Source organism: Bradyrhizobium sp. F1.4.3 (genome assembly GCF_040548375.1).
GTDB lineage: Bacteria > Pseudomonadota > Alphaproteobacteria > Rhizobiales > Xanthobacteraceae > Bradyrhizobium.
This window is the reverse complement of the sequence record NZ_JBEPRN010000006.1, coordinates 113,740-128,779: the sequence shown is the minus strand read 5'-3', so window position 1 is coordinate 128,779 and position 15,040 is coordinate 113,740. Positions and strand designations below refer to the sequence as shown.

Here is a 15,040-nt window from a genome sequence, read left to right as displayed (position 1 = left end):
GCCCGAGGCGAGCCGATCACCGCTTACTGATAAGTCGCAACGATATCGGACACCGCGCGCTCGAGCTGCTGTGCGGTGGCGCATTGCCGCACTGCGCTGCAAAATGTCGCGTAACGCGGCATCTCGGAATCGCCAAAGCCCCAGGCGAGCCGCCCTTCGGGATTGAGCCAGACCAGCCGCTTCGAGCGTTCGGAGACGCGGCGCAGGATGTCGGCCCGCGGATCGAGGTTGTTGCTGCGGGCATCGCCGAGCACGATCACCGTGGTCTGCGGCGTCAGCGCACTCATGAAATCTTTCTCGAAATCGACCAGTGAAGAGCCGTAGTCGGACGAGCCGAAGCCGACCTTGGACATGATCTCGGCCATCGCTTCTTCCGGCGACTTCGATTCCAGGATCTCGCTGACCTCGATCATATGCGAGGAGAAGGCGAAGGAGCGGACGTCGTCGACGACTTCGTGCAGGGAGTGGATCAGGAGCAGGAAGAAATCCGAGACCTGCGCGACCGAGCCGGAGACGTCGCAGAGTGCCACGATCTTCGGCCGGTCCCGGTGCTTGCGCTTCCACGCGGTGAGAAAGGGCACGCCGCCCCAGGCGGCGTTGCGGCGGAGTGTGCGGCGAACGTCGAGATGACCGCGGCGCTGGCGCTTGCGCGGTTTCGAATAGCGCTCGCGCAGGCGCCGCGCGATCTGTCGGATCAGCGCCCGCATTTCCGCGACCTGACGCCGCTCGATGCGCGCGAGCGGCGCATTGCGCAGGATCTCGTTGCGCAGGTTTTCGGCCTCTTCGCGGGCATAGAGCGCAAGCCCCTGCGAGACGGTGTCGCGCACCGCTTCGCGCAAGGCGTCGAGCGCGGCGCGCAGGCGCTCGGCCAATGCCGGATTGGTCGCGGTCAGCTCGTCGAGATCGTCGCGCAGGCGCTGGAGACCCATAGCATTGAGGATACGGCTGGAAAAAATTCCGCGCTGAGTGGAGTAACGGATGTCGGACAGGGACGCCGCGCCGGCCGCGCTGGCGATGGCGGCTGCGATCACGTTGCGGTCCTGTGACAGCAGCATCTGCGCAAGCGGGCCTAGTTCCTCGGGCGGTGGACCTTCGCCCGCTTCGCTGGCCTCACCCGACGAGGGAGATTGATCGGCGTCCTGCGACGTGTCGTTGTTGTCGTCCTCTGGCTGATCCTGCCGCGGTTCAGGCTGGCTGAAGAACAGATCAAAACAGTCGCCGAGCGCGATCTTCTCGTCCTGCGATTTGGCGAGGGTCAGAAGGAGGGTGTCGCGCAGTATAGCACGATCGGACACGCCGACCTGCGCAACCGCGCGCATCGCATCGATGCTTTCGGCGGGCGAGACGTGTACGCCCGCGCCACGTGCCGCCCGAAAGAAACGATGGATGTTCTCGCGCATCGGCGTCAACCGAAGACGTTGGATCGTGCTGCCTTGGCAATGAAGGTCGTGATCTGGGGCGATGCGGCCTCGATGTCGGCTTCGTATTTCAGGAGCACGTTGAGCGTATCCTTGACGATCTCGGTGTCGAGCTCGGAGGCCTGCAACAGCACCAGCACGCGCGCCCAGTCGATAGTCTCGCTGACGGAGGGCAGTTTCTTCAGATCCAGCGAGCGGATTTCGTGGATGAAGCCCACCATCTGCCGGCGCAGCGTCTGCGAGATGCCGGGCACGCGGCTCTCGACGATGCGTTCCTCAAGCCGCTGCTCGGGGAAGCCGATATGCAGATGAAGGCAGCGCCGCTTCAGGGCGTCGCCGAGGTCGCGCTCGCTGTTAGAGGTGAGGATTACCGTCGGCGGCGTAATCGCTGAGACGGTGCCAAGCTCGGGGATCGTGACCTGGAAGTCGGACAAGATCTCCAGCAGCAGCGATTCAAACTCCGCGTCCGACTTGTCGATCTCGTCGATCAGCAGCACGCAGCCGCCCGGCTGCTCCAGCGCCTGGAGCAGGGGACGCGGCTCGACGAATTCCTTGGAGAAGAACACGTCGCCGAAATCATGGAGCTGATCGAGCGCAGCATGCAGCGTCTGCGCGCCGCCAAGGACTTCGCCGAGCTTGTCCTTGAGGATCTGGGTGTAGAGCAGCTGCTTGGCGTATTTCCACTCGTAGAGCGCCTTGGCCTCGTCGAGGCCTTCGTAGCATTGCAGGCGGATCATCTTCATGCCGCGCCAGGCGGCGATCGCCTTGGCAAGCTCAGTCTTGCCGACGCCCGCGGGGCCTTCGACCAGGATCGGCTTCTCGATCTGTTGCGACAAATAGACGGCGGTCGCGATCTGCCGGCTCGCGATATAGCCTTGCGCGGCGAGGCCGCTCTCCACTGCCTCGATCGCGGTCGAGGGCTTCTGTTCAGCCACGAATGGGCGCTCCCAAAGGTCTTGCTTGAGGCTTGTTCTGCCTGCGTTCCCGGCAAAGAACAAGCCTCGTTTGGGACGGGCCTGACCCGCGCTGACGGTCGCTTTTTCCGTTCAGCGCAAATACTTAAGCGATGGCCGACGTGCGGTCAGTGCCGCTGCAGCTCCGGCTTGCGGATGGTCTGTCTGACCTCGGCGCCGCAATCGGCGCATTCATAGACGAAGTCGATCTTGGCAAGGCTCCAGTGCGGCTCGACCTCGCGCACATACATCGGCAGGAACCCCATGCAGGTGGGGCAAATCACGGGCGCGATTTCGATATCCTGATGATGCTGTACATAAGCTGGCATCTCGGCTCTCCTTCGCAGGCGACCACCAAACCCCGCGCAGAGGCTACTGCCGGTCGCGTCGGCGCCGTCATCAACTCTTTCGAACAGAGGCGGAACGGCGAGGGTTTGTCGTTCGCTGTGACATTCTTGTTACGTCTCTGTACTGTAACGGGCAGACCAAATGCCTATTTCACAGGCCGATCCGCTTTTCACGGACCTTCACTGCAACGATAAGGGAGCAACCCCATGACGCATGCCATTCGTTTTCACAAGACCGGCGGTCCGGAAGTCCTGGTGTGGGAGGAGGTCAGCGTCGGCAAGCCCGGACCGGGCGAAGCGCGTATCCGCCACACCGCCGTCGGTCTCAACTTCGTCGACATCTATAACCGCTCGGGTGTGTATCCGGCGCAATTGCCGAGCGGGCTCGGCAGCGAGGCGGCCGGTGTCGTCGAGGAGGTCGGGCCCGGCGTCACCGATCTGAAGCCGGGCGACCGCGTCGCCTATGGCGCTTCGCCGCTCGGCGCCTATTCCGAGGCGCGGCTTATCCCCGCCGACCGGCTGTTGAAGCTGCCTGACGGCGTCGACGACAAGACCGCGGCTGCGATGATGTTGAAGGGGCTCACCACGCAATATCTGATCCGGCAGACCTATCGGGTGAAGGCCGGCGACACCATCCTGCTGCATGCTGCGGCCGGCGGCGTCGGCTTGATCCTGAGCCAATGGGCCAAGCATCTCGGTGCGACCGTGATCGGCACGGTGAGCAACGATGAGAAGGCAAAACTCGCTAAGGCACATGGCTGCGATCACGTCATCATCTACAGCCGCGAGGATTTCGTGAAGCGCGTCGATGAGATCACTGGCGGCAAGAAGGTGCCGGTGGTCTATGATTCCGTCGGCAAGGACACGTTCCTGAAATCGCTGGACTGCCTCGCGCCGCTCGGCGTCGCTGCATTGTTCGGCGCCTCCTCCGGTGCGGTCGAACCGCTCAATCTCGGTCTGCTGGCGCAGAAGGGCTCGCTCTACGTGACGCGGCCGACGCTGTTCACCTATGCCGCCAAGCGCGAGAGCCTGGTTGCAATGGCGAGCGAGCTGTTCGACGTCGTCAAGTCCGGCGCGGTCAAGATCGAGGTGCGCCAGACCTATGCGCTGAAGGACGCCGCAAAGGCGCATGCGGATCTCGCCGCGCGCAAGACCACGGGATCGACTGTTCTTACGGTGTGATCACCGGACGGACGGTGGCGCGGGCGGCAGGCCTGCGTCACGTCCGTTCGTGCTTGCGCAGGTCGCGGGCGTGATCGAGGCGGATCGCCTGGAGATCGACATCTTCAGGCGGGATTTGGGGGAGGGCGGCTTCGGTCAGGATGGCCTCGGTCACGTCCTCGACGGAGCTCTCTACGATCTCGTGGATGAAACAGATATTTCGATACTCGCCCGAGGCGATGCGGGAGATGACCTCGCGCCTTGTGATTTCGGGGTCGACGATCGCCTCGCGGCCGCGCCGCCCATAATCGATCATCACGACGAAATACTGCATCAAACGGTCCTGCCGCGCCCTGTGGTCGGAGCGCGGCAAGAGTATTTCTGAAAAACGGAATCAAGTCAAGGGTGATTTCCAAAAATCGGAAATCGGCGCCGACGCGCCTACCTGCCCTTCTTGCGGGGGCGGGCCGACTTGGCGCGCAGCCGCTCGAGCTGGCCCTTGGGCATCGAGAGGCAGATCTCCCCGACCCAGTCGAGCTTGACGCCGACGATCGGCTTGGCGTTGAAGCTGTTGAGATTGACGACGGAGGGGGATTTGCCCCGCTCGATGGTCTTCAAATAGCGCTCGCCGGTCTTGAGCCGGACCACGGCCTCTTCACCGTAGAAGCTCGATAGCGGATGGCGCTGGTCCTTGTAGACCACGATCACGTCGCCGCTCTCGTATTTGGGCAGCATCGAATCGCCGACGATCTCAAAGGCGACGGTCTCTTCCATGATCGGGAAGGGCAGCGCGATGTCGCCGAGCCCCTCCGGAGGAACCTGCTCGAAATCCGGCTCGATCACGGCGCCGGCGCCGACCCGGCCCATGATCGGCGCGAGGTTCAGCTCGAGATATTCCATGATCGGAATGATTTCCGAGGCCTTCACCAGGCGTTCGCCACCGAGGATTTCCGACACCGCGCCCGGGCGTACGCCCATTGCCGCGGCCAGCCCGCCCTTGCTCTTGCCCGTCTTCTCCAGGCCCCGCTCGATCATTGCAACGTCCAACATGGTGATTCCCTCGATTGCCCATCGTCTTGCCTCTTGTAATCCGAAATTCGGAATTGATGCAATTATGAATATCAGAAATCTAGCTTGACTTTTGTTTCGGAATACCGGAATGTGCCGTTCTGCCTCCGGATCGTGCGATCGGCGGAGGCGCATCACGGGACAGCAGCATGGAACCGGGCCATTGGTCGTCGGAGCACTCCGACGCGCTTCGCGACTATTTTCTCAAGGGAATGTCTTATGCGGAGATCGGGAGAGAGATTAACGCAAAGTTTGGAACGGCTTACACGCGCAACGCAGTGGTCGGCCGCGCCAAGCGGCTGGGGCTCGCCGCGCCGGTACGGATGACGAGTCCATCAATCGTGCCATCCTTGCCCGGTGAGCTCGGATTGCTCTCGACGCGCCGTCCAGCGTTACCGAACCTGAATTTGCCGCCGCAATCGGCGCTGAAGCCGGCCAAACCGGTCAAATTGCGCTGCGTCGGTGTCCGGCCGCGCTTGGTCCCGCTTGTCGAACTCGAACGAGGCGACTGCCGCTATCCCTATGGCGGCGACAAGGACGGAGAGGAGATCGCCTTCTGCGGTCACCCGCGTCAGCCCGGTTCAAGCTATTGCGCGCCGCATGCGGGCGTGACCCGCGGTCCCGGACCCGCTTCGGGCCGCACTGCCGGTGCCGTCGTGTTGAGGCTGGTCCCCGCCGCCTGACGCGCAAGGCCCAGCCATTCCTTCCAACGTCAATTTCGCAAGGAGTTTCCGAGTGGGACGTGTCAGACGCAATATGTCTTACAAGTTGGCCAAGCTTCACGACCGGCGGTCGCGCGACTTGCCGTTCAATGCCGCGGTGACGGAGGTTGAGGTCGACAATCCCCTGGCGCTCGATCCGGACGAGAAGATCGTGGCGATCCGGTCAATCCGCAATGATCCGCTCGGCCGGCTGCACTCACACCACCAGATCCATGAGGCGCAATATCGCGGAGGCCGCGCCTACCAGGACGACTGGGAGAGGGCGGAGCGGGGCCCTCAGGCGATGGATCCGACTCGCGAATATGTCGACGGCGCACGCTCCCGCGAGCCCATCACCGAGAGCCAGCGCCGGGCGGTGCTCCGGCTGAACCGGGTCGAGCGCGAGCTCGGCACCGACGGTGCCGTCCTGGTGCATGATGTGCTGGTGCTGGGGCTGACCATGGATCAGATCGGGCAGCGTCGCGCCGTCCGCACCCAGCGCTGGAACGACTATTTCGCGCGACGCTTTCGCGAATGCCTCGACCGGCTGGCGCTGGTCTACGGCTTTGCGACCGAAGCGTCAGTGCAGCGCCTCGAGCGGTGCCGATGACAAGAGTGCGCCGGCGGCCTTCGTCGTCGGCGTGCCTCGGCTATCCCTTACCGATGCGGCACGACCTGGTAGGGCGTGGTGTAAGGCTCGACGCGGAGCGAGGCGTTGGCGAGCAGCCCGATCCTGGCGGTCGGCGCCTGCTGCAATTCACCGTTCTGGCCGCGATGCACGTTGTACGGCCAGACGGTGAGATCGCCCTTCTGCGCCAGTGCGTGCGCGACCGCGCTTGCATCGTTGCCGCCGAGCGTCGCGAGAAATATTGCCAATGATGAACCCTGACGCGGAGCGGCGAGTCCAAGCCGGTAGATCAAGGGGACCCGTCAGATGAAATTCACCGGCACAGTATGTCTTTTCATGTCTCTCGGCATGGCCGGCTCCGTCATGGTCGCCGATCCCTTCTATCTCGGAAGCTGGACATTCACGACGGCCCTGGCGGAACCATGGGCCGATCCGCAGCGCAAGCCTGACGGAGCCGACCGGGCGCGGCTGATCGGCAAGACGATGGTCCTCAAAGGCGGGGAGATCTCCGGTCCGCGTCCGTTTGCCTGCGCCAAGCCGCAATACAAGGTGACCGACTATGGTCCTGACATGCTTTTCCAGGGCGCATTCGACGAGATGCGGCGCGCCGACAGGAACGCCGATCCCAAAGTGCTTGCCGCTTCGCTCGGATCAGGACGCTGGAGACCGGCTGCGAGGCCGACATCCATTTCGTAGACGATGCAACCGCCCAGGTCGGACTCAACGACCACGTGTATACTGAAGAAGCGCTAGTCCGCGGCTGCGAATCTCTGTTCACAGCGGAAAACAAGGCGAAAGGCTGTGCAGATTGACAGCGATCAGGGCTGCGCGCGCGAGTGATGCCGCTTCTTGACGCAGGTGGGTGACGGCGGTGCATATTCCTGTTATCCGGAATTGCCGTGGCGCGATGCCGACGAAGCATCGCTAAGTCTTACGGTTTGGCTTGCCCGAGGGGTTGTTCCTTGGCATAATTACAACTTCTCGGGTCGGGCCGAGTCCGTTCAGATGTGTAGTTCAGCGTGCCAACCCGCTGGGGTGCCCCGGCCGAGAGTTCGTCGTCGCCATGGTGTTCGGTGACGGCGTCCGGTTCTCGATCGGGACCCCGACGTCGACCACGAAGGCCGATCCTTGTCATAGGTGCGAGATGAAAAACCTCAATTTCGCGGCTGAACTGCATCTCAGGCTCGGCGCGCCCGCGAACAGTACCGTGGAAAGTCTCCGCCTGCTGCGCGCCTTTCTCAAGCTCGCGCCCCGGCAGCGCTTTGAGGTCATCAAGCTCGTCGAAGACCTCGTCACCGACGAAACCCTCCCCGAACATCCGTTGTCTTGAGCCGGGCCCCGCGCCGGCATTACATTTTGTCCATCTTTCCGGCCGAAGAAGGGACCGCCAGGTGGCGGCCGTGACCGGAGTCTGGCCGCTGGAAGGCGGTGCGACAAATGTGATAATCAGGGGAAAAAGAGGGAGGAGAGCGACCATGATCGAACCGAAGCTCGAAGTTCCGGCCGAACTGCGCGACCTGGCCGAGAAGACGATCGACCAGGCTGAAAGGGCCTTCGGCATGTTTTTCGACGCCGCCACCAAGTCCATGTCGTCGGTCCCGGGGGCAGGCGCGGATGTGTCCAAGCAGGCGCTAGCTTTCACCGAGCAGAACATGAAGGCGGCGTTCGAGCACGCGCGCAAGCTCGTGCACGCAACGGATGTTCAGGAAGCCATGCGGATCCAATCCGAATTCCTGCGCAGCCAGTTCACCAATGCCGGGGATCACATGCGCCAGATGACCGGCAACTTCATGCAGCCGGGCAAGGGCAAGTCCTGAGTATGCAAGGCGCCGCCGTCTGCTCACAAATTGATCTTGCGCGGCGGTGCGATGCGCATTTCAATTCCGGTGCAGGTCCATGACGGGCCACCGGATGAACGTCATCCGCCGTCCATCATCCTTTCTGCTGATCCCTGTCGGTTCAACCGGCAGGGATTTGCATTTTGCGGGCTGGCGCAAAGTCCGTGCTCCGCCGCAGCACGATCTGCTGCAAGGCGTTCCCGGCTAATAATCGCCCGGGTTCATGATCATCGGGCTGGTCGTATCGGCCGGCGCGAGCGCACTGCTGGCGCTGTCGCGCAGGAAGCGATCGAGCGTCGCCTGGATCTTCTCCTTGACCGACTCGGGGCCGCGGTCGCTCATCTCGGTGTGCTGCGCACCGGTATGGATGATGTCGATGCCGCGCGCCTTGGCCTCTTCCGGTGTCGGCAGCACGCCGGGATCGGTCACGAAGTTCGGGTCCTTCGAGCGGAATGACAGGATCTTCATGCGGTCGTTGCGCACGAACGGCACCCTGAGATTGTCGAGCGTGATCACCTTCGACACCAGTTCGGGATGCTGACGGGCGACATACATGGAGACGTCGCCGCCGTTGGAATGACCGACCAGCGTGATGTGATCGTAGTCGGCATTCTCCTGCCGACCCTTCAGCTCATTCAGCACGAAGAGGATATTAGACTCGCAGCGGATATAGACTTCGCGCCGGCCGACATAGGGCTGGCCGACATGGGTCATCAGGGGCGGATCGCTCGGCAGGTCCTGCTGGATGCTAGCGACGAGATAACCGCGTGCGGCGAGCACGTTGGCGAGGAAGGAATACTCGGTGGCCTTGACGGTATTGCCATTGCTGATGATGGCGAGCGGAAGCTTCCAGAGGCCGAGATTGGCCTTGGTCTCGTAGTCGCGCCGCACCGCGATCTCGACCGAGATCGGTCGCTGGCGCGCGGCGTCGAACAAGGTCAGCATCTCGTGACGGATCGCGAATTTGCTGACGACGACATACTGGGCGACCCCGAGGGCGCAGAGGAAAGCCAGAATTGCAAACACTTTCTTCATGGTTCCGTTTCAATCACTTTTGACTGAAGATGGTCATTAGGAACTCCCGGATCGAGCGATCGTGAGCACGCTACGGGATTAAATTTAGGCAAGTCTGTGAGGAGGGCCTCAAAAGGGGCCGCATGCGGCCGTGCAATGGCAAGGCTAGCACGGCTAGAGGCAGCTTGCCTTGCTGCGTTCCGGGCAGAGCCGGAAGGCACTCGAGAGCGTGAACAGAAAGCGCGGGCTGCGGCGCTCATTGTCGGGCGGCGTCCGCATCCTGTTCGACGACTTTGGCACGGGCTATGCGAGCCTGAGCTATCTGAAGAAGTTTCCGCTCGATGGACTTAAGATCGATCGCTCTTTCGTGCTCGACTTGCTCGCGGATTCCGACGAAGCCGCGATCGTCAGCTCGACCATTGGCCTCAGCAAGCGGCTCAATCTTACGGTCGTGGCCGAAGGCATCGAGAACCGCGCGACGGCCGACTTCCTGGACAGCATGGGATGCGAGGAATGGCAGGGCTACTTCTTCGGTCGCCCACTGCCGGCCGACGCGTTCGAGAAGCAATTCCCGGCGGCGCAGCGCGAAGCTGTCACCGCTGCCTGACGGGCTAGCGCCGGCGCGCAACCGCGACGCCGAACAAGAAGGCGACGAACAAGCTGGCAAGCGGCGCTTCGCGGGTGATCGCTGCGACTGTCGAGAGCGGCCGTCCGGGCTTTCGCGCTTCCTCGATCGCGTAGGTGAGGCGATCGACAGCAGTGCGCAAGCCGCCCGCGACTTCGCCGATCGAGTGGGAGACATCGACTGCGGCGTCGATGGCGCGCTCGGCCATGCCAGGTTGCGGAATGGCCCGCGGAATTTCCGTCTTCAAATTCGTGAACTCCGCTCCAGATGAGATGAATGAGGCCGGCACCTTTGGCTATCCGCGCGAGCGCTAGTTTTGAACAGCGGGTCCGAAGACCTTTGGCTATCCGCGACAGGCGCCGTCGTGAAACGGCGGGTGCCGGCCTTGCAGTGGAAATGCGGCGCGCGGGATTTTGTTCCGACCACGTTGGCTCGCGCGATGGTGTTTCGCCGGGACATCCCCGTGAGACGACGGATGCGAATCTCTGTTAGGCTGGGGCACCAAGGCTCAACGCTGCTGATCAGGAGATTGCCGTGACCGATCGGACCATGCCGGATCGAGCCCGGCGTATTGCGTTGCTCGGTGCACCCATCGACATGGGAGCCTCGCAGCGCGGCACTCTGATGGGCCCGGCTGCGCTACGCACCGCCGGCCTTGCGACATTGCTCGAGAGCCTGGATTTCGAGGTCGTAGACTGCGGTGATCTCTCCGTGGCCGAACTCAGCGATCTCGCCGATCGGCCGCCGGAGAAAGCCAACCATTACCGTGAAATCCAGCGCTGGACGCGCCTGCTCAGTCGTCGCGGCCATGAGATCGCAAAGACGGGCGCGATCCCGATCTTCCTTGGCGGCGATCACACGTTGTCGATGGGCTCGGTCAATGCGATGGCGCAGCATTGGCAGGAGCGCGAGCGCGAGCTATTCGTGCTCTGGCTGGACGCCCACGCCGACTACAACACGCCGGAGACGACGATCACCGCCAACATGCACGGCATGTCGGCGGCATTCCTGTGCGGCGAGCCGGGCCTCGATGGTCTCCTGGGCGATGATCCGCGGGCCTCGATCGATCCCGACAGGCTCGATTTGTTCGGCACGCGTTCGATCGACAAACTCGAAAAGGAATTGATGCGCGCGCGCCGGATCAGGGTTGCAGACATGCGCCAGATCGACGAGTTCGGTGTTGCCGTGCTGATCCGGCGCGTCATCGAGCGTGTCAAGGCGAGCGACGGCGTGCTGCATGTCAGCTTCGATGTCGATTTCCTCGACCCCTGCGTCGCTCCGGGCGTCGGCACGACGGTGCCGGGTGGGGCGACCTATCGCGAGGCTCACCTGATCATGGGACTGCTGCACGACTCCGGCGTGGTCGGATCGGTCGATATCGTCGAGCTCAATCCGTTCCTGGACGAACGGGGTCGGACGGCACGCACTGCGGTCGAGCTGATCGGCAGCCTGTTCGGCCAGCAGATCGCCGATCGTCCGACGCCCAGCAACGCGATCGCACCCGGCGAGTGAGACGCGAGCCGTTTGTGCATCGCAAAGAAGGGAACTGCTGCCCGGCCGATGGATTTAGATCAGTCCTGATCGAAATCGCCTGCTTTTGAAATACGTGCGAATTGCAAATGCGCTTCGCGGGAGGTTTCATGCGGGTCAGCGCCAGCCGAGGAACCGCGATGAGCAGCACTATCGACGCCGACGAAAAATCCGCGACGACCACCCGACGTCGCTTCCTGCAAGGTGGCGCCACAGCAGTGGGAGGCGCCATCCTTGGCTCAGGCACCGTTGCCGCTGCGGAAACGGATAACCTTCCTCCCAGCATTCCCGACTGGATGAAGGCGCCGGGCGAGCCGATGGGAAGCCAGCCCTATGGCGCGCCCTCGCCGTTCGAGAAGGGCCTGGTCAAAAACATCTCGCCAAATCTCAAGCAATACATTTCCGCGTCGGGCCGGACGCCGTTGCAGGAGCTCGACGGCATCATCACGCCGAACGGCCTGTTCTACGAGCGGCATCACGGCGGCGTCCCAACCATCGATCCGGCGGAGCACCGGCTGGTGTTGCACGGCCTCGTGGAGCATCCGCTGATCTTCACCATGGACGATCTGCGGCGCTTCCCGTCGGAGTCGCGCATCCACTTTCTCGAATGCTCCGGCAATCCCGGTTACAGCAAGCCCTATGGCAAGACGGCATCGGACCTCGTGGGCTTGCTGAGTTGCGCGGAATGGACGGGTGTGAGCCTGAAGCTGGTGCTCCAGGAAGCCGGGCTGAAGCCGGAAGCCAAATGGGTCGTTGCGGAAGGTGCTGACGCTGCCGCACTGACCCGCAGCATCCCGATCGAAAAATGCCTGGAGGATGCCATGCTGGTTTACAGCCAGAACGGCGAACGGCTGCGGCCGCAGCAGGGCTATCCGCTGCGGCTGTTTCTGCCGGGCTTCGAAGGCAATATGAGCGTGAAATGGCTGCGGCGGCTGCACGTCGCGGCAGAGCCCGCTTACTCGCGCGAGGAGACCTCCAAATATACCGACCTGTTGCCGGACGGCACGGCGCGCGAATTTTCCTTCTATATGGAAGCGAAGTCGATCATCACACGTCCTTCGGGCGGTCAACGCCTGAGCGCGCCGGGCTTCCACGAGATCACCGGCATTGCCTGGAGCGGGCATGGCAAGATCGCTCGTGTCGAGGTGTCCGTCGATGACGGCAAGAGCTGGCAGGAGGCGCGACTGCAAGAGCCCGTGCTGACACGCGCTTTGACGCGCTTCCGTTTGCCATGGCGATGGGATGGCAAGCCCGCGGTGATCCAGAGCCGCGCGATTGACGAGACCGGCTATTTTCAGCCAACGCTCGCCGAGCTGCTCGCGGTGCGCGGCGAGAATTATTTCTACCACAACAACGCGATCTGGCCCTGGCGTGTCGCGGCCGACGGCGAGGTGACCAATGCGCTTGCGTGAAATCTGCGGCACTGCCTTCGCGATCCTGCTGTGCGCTTGGGTCAGCGATGCGCGGGCCCAAAGTCCCTATGGCATCGGACGGCCGGCGACGGCTGCCGAGATCGCGGGCTGGAATATCGATGTCGGTCGCGATGGCAGCAATCTGCCGGAGGGGCGCGGTTCGGTCAGCCAGGGACGCGACGTGTTCGCTCAGCAATGCGCTTCTTGCCATGGCGAGAAGGGCGAGGGCGGCCTCGGTGATCGTCTCGTCGGCGGGCAGGGAACGCTTGGTACGCCCAAGCCGATCCGGACTGTCGGCAGCTACTGGCCCTATGCGACGACGCTGTTCGACTACATCCGCCGCGCCATGCCGCAGAACGCGCCGCAGTCACTCAGCAATGACGACGTGTACGCGGTGTCGGCCTACATCCTGAACTTGAATGGGTTGGTCGCAGCCGATGCGACGCTCGACGCAAAATCACTCGCTGCCATCAAAATGCCGAACCGGGACAAATTCGTCGGCGATGCACGCCCCGATGTGAAGCATTGAGTCCGTGCCTAATGAGTTCCGGCGCATTGGCTCGGAACTTGCTTACATCGAGGCGGAACTCGTCGGGGCGCAATTGAGTTAACCCGCGAGAGGAAAAGTATGGATTCTTTGATGGCAACAGATCGTTTCGCGAGCTCCATCTCCATAGCGCTTCGCCATCCCGGCGTGATCGCGCTGATCGTGGCCGGCGTGACGATTGCTGCGATGCTGATCGTCGACCACGGACCGTGGAGCCGGGCCAAGACGCAGCCGGCTCATGTTGCGATGTACGCGACGACTGGCGAGGCCGCGCGCGCCGCTGGCGCGAAGGTGCTTCCGACCGAACCGAAATCGCCGGTTGAACCGGAACGGCCGGGGCCCAAAACATCCCCGACCGTCAATCCCGTGACGCCGTAGTCCTGCTCAGCTCTTGCGGCCGTAGTTGAGGAGCCCGCCGGTCGTCTTCGGCGGATGAGCGCGAAGAGAGTCTTCGTTCGGCTCGGTGCCCCAGCCGGGTCGGTCAGGAATGACCAGGTGGCCGTGTTGGATCTCAGGCTCGTGCGTGAACAGCTCGCGGTCCCACGCGAGGCGATCGATGTCGATCTCCATGATGCGCAGGTTCGGCACCGCGGCGCAGAAATGCGCGTTCATCATCGAGCAAAGGTGGCCGTAGAAATTATGCGGCGCGACGTTGACCTCGAAGGCTTCGGCAGCTGCCGCGATCTTCATCGACTGCCACACGCCATTCCACGGCGTGTCGATGATCGCGACGTCCATCGCCTGCTCGCGGAAATAGGGCAGGAATTCGCGCAGGCCCAATAACGTCTCGCAGGACGAGATCGGATGCGGGCTCTGCCTTCGGATATAGCCGAGCGCGTCCGGATTGAAGCTGTCGATCTCGATCCAGAACATGTCGAGGTCGGCGATGGTGCGCAGGATCTTCAGGTAGCCTTCAGTCTTGGCGTTGAAATTGCAGTCGAGCAGGATGTCGACGTCAGGACCTGCACCGTCGCGGATCGCTTCCAGATGCATGCGCAAGTCATGCAGGATCTTGCGGTCGACGTTGATCTCGGGCGCAAAGGGCGAGCCGAAGCCGGGTCGCCAGCCGGTCGGCTTGCCGTCGTCATAGGAGAAGATATTGGTCTTGAGCGCGGTGAACTTCTTCTCGCGCGCCTCGCGTCCCATCGCCCTGACGCCGTCGAGGCTCTCGATCGGCGGCTTGTACCAGGATGGATGATTGATCCGCCAGGTGGCGCAGTGCGACCAATAGACCCGGACGCGGTCGCGGATCTTGCCGCCGAGCAGTTCATAGCAGGGCACGCCGAGGCACTTCGCCTTTGCGTCGAGCAATGCATTCTCGATTGCGCCGAGTGCCTGCGCCACTACTCCGCCGGCGGCAGGACGCGTGGCCGCGAACAGCTCGGCAAAAATGCGCTCGTGCTGGAAGACGTTCTGCCCGATCACGCGGGCAGAGAGGCGCTGGATCGCGGCGCCGACGCCGGGCGAGCCAAAGCCCTCATCGAATTCGCTCCAGCCGACGATGCCGTCTTCGGTTGTCACCTTGACGAAATGGTAGTTTCTCCAGCCGGCGTCGCAGGCGAGGATTTCGAGACTTGTTGCTTTTGATGATTTTGTCATGTCGCTCCCTGTCGCCCGGCCGGGCGTTGTTGCTTTTGTGGCCCGGTCGCAAGCCCGGCCCCAGCCACAATTGTTAGGCTAACGACGGATCGGCGTGAAGCCCACAGAGTGGCCGGCCGGGCATGCATTCCGGCCGCTTTTTGTCGCTGGGGATGGCCATGATTTCGATTCTGGCGTTACTCACGATGAGCGGGGCCGC

At 62.9% G+C, this 15,040-nt stretch carries 18 protein-coding genes and 2 pseudogenes; 11 read left to right on the top strand and 9 right to left on the bottom strand.

Going from position 1 to position 15,040, the window contains the following annotated elements; genetic code table 11:
• Positions 1-23: 23 nt before the first annotated feature.
• The 3 genes from ABIB73_RS18970 to ABIB73_RS18960 form a co-directional block, all read right to left on the bottom strand.
• The gene (locus tag ABIB73_RS18970; protein WP_354226177.1) at positions 24-1,400 is read right to left on the bottom strand and encodes a vWA domain-containing protein; all 1,377 of its coding nucleotides are present in this window, start codon (positions 1,398-1,400) and stop codon (positions 24-26) included.
• A 5-nt stretch (positions 1,401-1,405) separates the two neighbouring features.
• A complete protein-coding gene (locus ABIB73_RS18965) occupies positions 1,406-2,353 on the bottom strand; it encodes an AAA family ATPase (protein ID WP_354226175.1) in 948 nt (315 codons plus the stop codon).
• A 146-nt stretch (positions 2,354-2,499) separates the two neighbouring features.
• A complete protein-coding gene (locus ABIB73_RS18960) occupies positions 2,500-2,700 on the bottom strand; it encodes a hypothetical protein (protein WP_354226173.1) in 201 nt (66 codons plus the stop codon).
• Positions 2,701-2,925: 225 nt separating this feature from the next.
• On the opposite strand from ABIB73_RS18960, the gene ABIB73_RS18955 reads away from it, so the two are divergent.
• Complete coding sequence (locus ABIB73_RS18955) at positions 2,926-3,900, top strand: quinone oxidoreductase family protein (protein ID WP_354226171.1); 975 nt, start codon at positions 2,926-2,928, stop codon at positions 3,898-3,900.
• A gap of 37 nt (positions 3,901-3,937) precedes the next feature.
• Here the strand turns inward: ABIB73_RS18955 and ABIB73_RS18950 are convergent, their stop codons facing one another.
• Together ABIB73_RS18950 and ABIB73_RS18945 are read right to left on the bottom strand one after the other, a co-directional pair.
• Complete coding sequence (locus tag ABIB73_RS18950) at positions 3,938-4,213, bottom strand: hypothetical protein (protein ID WP_354226458.1); 276 nt, start codon at positions 4,211-4,213, stop codon at positions 3,938-3,940.
• Between the two features lie 107 nt (positions 4,214-4,320).
• The gene (locus ABIB73_RS18945) at positions 4,321-4,929 is read right to left on the bottom strand and encodes a S24 family peptidase (RefSeq protein ID WP_212301392.1); all 609 of its coding nucleotides are present in this window, start codon (positions 4,927-4,929) and stop codon (positions 4,321-4,323) included.
• Between the two features lie 167 nt (positions 4,930-5,096).
• Here ABIB73_RS18945 and ABIB73_RS18940 point away from each other — a divergent pair, with 167 nt between their 5' ends.
• Both ABIB73_RS18940 and ABIB73_RS18935 read left to right on the top strand, forming a co-directional pair.
• Positions 5,097-5,630 carry a GcrA family cell cycle regulator gene (locus ABIB73_RS18940; RefSeq protein WP_354226169.1) on the top strand — a complete coding sequence of 178 codons (534 nt, stop codon included), beginning with the start codon at positions 5,097-5,099 and terminating at the stop codon, positions 5,628-5,630.
• 52 nt (positions 5,631-5,682) lie between these two features.
• Positions 5,683-6,258 (top strand): hypothetical protein, encoded by a 576-nt coding sequence (locus ABIB73_RS18935; RefSeq protein WP_354226167.1) that lies wholly within the window; start codon positions 5,683-5,685, stop codon positions 6,256-6,258.
• A gap of 47 nt (positions 6,259-6,305) precedes the next feature.
• Here the strand turns inward: ABIB73_RS18935 and ABIB73_RS18930 are convergent.
• Positions 6,306-6,512 (bottom strand): annotated as a pseudogene (locus ABIB73_RS18930) (hypothetical protein); the annotation flags it as partial.
• A gap of 70 nt (positions 6,513-6,582) precedes the next feature.
• Between ABIB73_RS18930 and ABIB73_RS18925 the strand changes: the two are divergent.
• The 3 genes from ABIB73_RS18925 (at position 6,583) to ABIB73_RS18915 (ending at position 8,093) form a co-directional block, all read left to right on the top strand.
• Entirely contained in the window at positions 6,583-6,972 is a 390-nt protein-coding gene (locus ABIB73_RS18925; RefSeq protein WP_354226165.1) for a hypothetical protein, read from the top strand.
• A gap of 448 nt (positions 6,973-7,420) precedes the next feature.
• Positions 7,421-7,606, top strand: coding sequence for a hypothetical protein (locus ABIB73_RS18920; protein ID WP_354226163.1), 186 nt, complete (start codon positions 7,421-7,423; stop codon positions 7,604-7,606).
• A 145-nt stretch (positions 7,607-7,751) separates the two neighbouring features.
• Positions 7,752-8,093, top strand: a complete 342-nt coding sequence (locus tag ABIB73_RS18915) for a phasin (RefSeq protein WP_354226161.1) — start codon at positions 7,752-7,754, stop codon at positions 8,091-8,093.
• 225 nt (positions 8,094-8,318) lie between these two features.
• On the opposite strand, the gene ABIB73_RS18910 is transcribed toward ABIB73_RS18915, so the two are convergent.
• Positions 8,319-9,149 (bottom strand): alpha/beta fold hydrolase, encoded by an 831-nt coding sequence (locus tag ABIB73_RS18910; RefSeq protein WP_354226159.1) that lies wholly within the window; start codon positions 9,147-9,149, stop codon positions 8,319-8,321.
• 247 nt (positions 9,150-9,396) lie between these two features.
• Here ABIB73_RS18910 and ABIB73_RS18905 point away from each other — a divergent pair.
• Positions 9,397-9,735 (top strand): annotated as a pseudogene (locus ABIB73_RS18905) (EAL domain-containing protein); the annotation flags it as partial.
• A 4-nt stretch (positions 9,736-9,739) separates the two neighbouring features.
• On the opposite strand, the gene ABIB73_RS18900 reads toward ABIB73_RS18905, so the two are convergent.
• Positions 9,740-10,000, bottom strand: a complete 261-nt coding sequence (locus tag ABIB73_RS18900; RefSeq protein WP_354226157.1) for a hypothetical protein — start codon at positions 9,998-10,000, stop codon at positions 9,740-9,742.
• Between the two features lie 287 nt (positions 10,001-10,287).
• Between ABIB73_RS18900 and rocF the strand changes: the two genes are divergently transcribed.
• The 4 genes from rocF to ABIB73_RS18880 all read left to right on the top strand — a co-directional run bounded on the left by rocF (position 10,288) and on the right by ABIB73_RS18880 (position 13,620).
• On the top strand, positions 10,288-11,265 hold the full coding sequence (gene rocF / locus ABIB73_RS18895; RefSeq protein WP_354226155.1) for an arginase: 978 nt from the start codon (positions 10,288-10,290) through the stop codon (positions 11,263-11,265).
• Between the two features lie 158 nt (positions 11,266-11,423).
• Complete coding sequence (soxC, locus tag ABIB73_RS18890; protein WP_354226153.1) at positions 11,424-12,695, top strand: sulfite dehydrogenase; 1,272 nt, start codon at positions 11,424-11,426, stop codon at positions 12,693-12,695.
• Positions 12,682-13,224 (top strand): c-type cytochrome, encoded by a 543-nt coding sequence (locus ABIB73_RS18885; protein WP_354226151.1) that lies wholly within the window; start codon positions 12,682-12,684, stop codon positions 13,222-13,224. The genes soxC and ABIB73_RS18885 overlap by 14 nt, the downstream gene beginning before the upstream one ends.
• 111 nt (positions 13,225-13,335) lie before the next feature.
• Positions 13,336-13,620: a hypothetical protein gene (locus ABIB73_RS18880; RefSeq protein WP_354226149.1), complete on the top strand. Its 285-nt coding sequence runs from the start codon at positions 13,336-13,338 to the stop codon at positions 13,618-13,620.
• 6 nt (positions 13,621-13,626) lie between these two features.
• On the opposite strand, the gene ABIB73_RS18875 is transcribed toward ABIB73_RS18880, so the two are convergent.
• Positions 13,627-14,841: a mandelate racemase/muconate lactonizing enzyme family protein gene (locus ABIB73_RS18875; protein WP_354226147.1), complete on the bottom strand. Its 1,215-nt coding sequence runs from the start codon at positions 14,839-14,841 to the stop codon at positions 13,627-13,629.
• Positions 14,842-15,040: the final 199 nt, after the last annotated feature.

Excerpts from the sequence above, each read along its gene's own strand:
- ABIB73_RS18970 (WP_354226177.1), bottom strand. The coding sequence starts at position 1,400 with ATGCGCGAGAACATCCATCGTTTCTTTCGGGCGGCACGTGGCGCGGGC.
- ABIB73_RS18960 (WP_354226173.1), bottom strand. The coding sequence starts at position 2,700 with ATGCCAGCTTATGTACAGCATCATCAGGATATCGAAATCGCGCCCGTG.
- ABIB73_RS18955 (WP_354226171.1), top strand. The coding sequence starts at position 2,926 with ATGACGCATGCCATTCGTTTTCACAAGACCGGCGGTCCGGAAGTCCTG.
- ABIB73_RS18950 (WP_354226458.1), bottom strand. The coding sequence starts at position 4,213 with ATGCAGTATTTCGTCGTGATGATCGATTATGGGCGGCGCGGCCGCGAG.
- ABIB73_RS18945 (WP_212301392.1), bottom strand. The coding sequence starts at position 4,929 with ATGTTGGACGTTGCAATGATCGAGCGGGGCCTGGAGAAGACGGGCAAG.
- ABIB73_RS18940 (WP_354226169.1), top strand. The coding sequence starts at position 5,097 with ATGGAACCGGGCCATTGGTCGTCGGAGCACTCCGACGCGCTTCGCGAC.
- ABIB73_RS18925 (WP_354226165.1), top strand. The coding sequence starts at position 6,583 with ATGAAATTCACCGGCACAGTATGTCTTTTCATGTCTCTCGGCATGGCC.
- ABIB73_RS18920 (WP_354226163.1), top strand. The coding sequence starts at position 7,421 with ATGAAAAACCTCAATTTCGCGGCTGAACTGCATCTCAGGCTCGGCGCG.
- ABIB73_RS18915 (WP_354226161.1), top strand. The coding sequence starts at position 7,752 with ATGATCGAACCGAAGCTCGAAGTTCCGGCCGAACTGCGCGACCTGGCC.
- ABIB73_RS18910 (WP_354226159.1), bottom strand. The coding sequence starts at position 9,149 with ATGAAGAAAGTGTTTGCAATTCTGGCTTTCCTCTGCGCCCTCGGGGTC.
- soxC (WP_354226153.1), top strand. The coding sequence starts at position 11,424 with ATGAGCAGCACTATCGACGCCGACGAAAAATCCGCGACGACCACCCGA.
- ABIB73_RS18885 (WP_354226151.1), top strand. The coding sequence starts at position 12,682 with ATGCGCTTGCGTGAAATCTGCGGCACTGCCTTCGCGATCCTGCTGTGC.
- ABIB73_RS18880 (WP_354226149.1), top strand. The coding sequence starts at position 13,336 with ATGGCAACAGATCGTTTCGCGAGCTCCATCTCCATAGCGCTTCGCCAT.
- ABIB73_RS18875 (WP_354226147.1), bottom strand. The coding sequence starts at position 14,841 with ATGACAAAATCATCAAAAGCAACAAGTCTCGAAATCCTCGCCTGCGAC.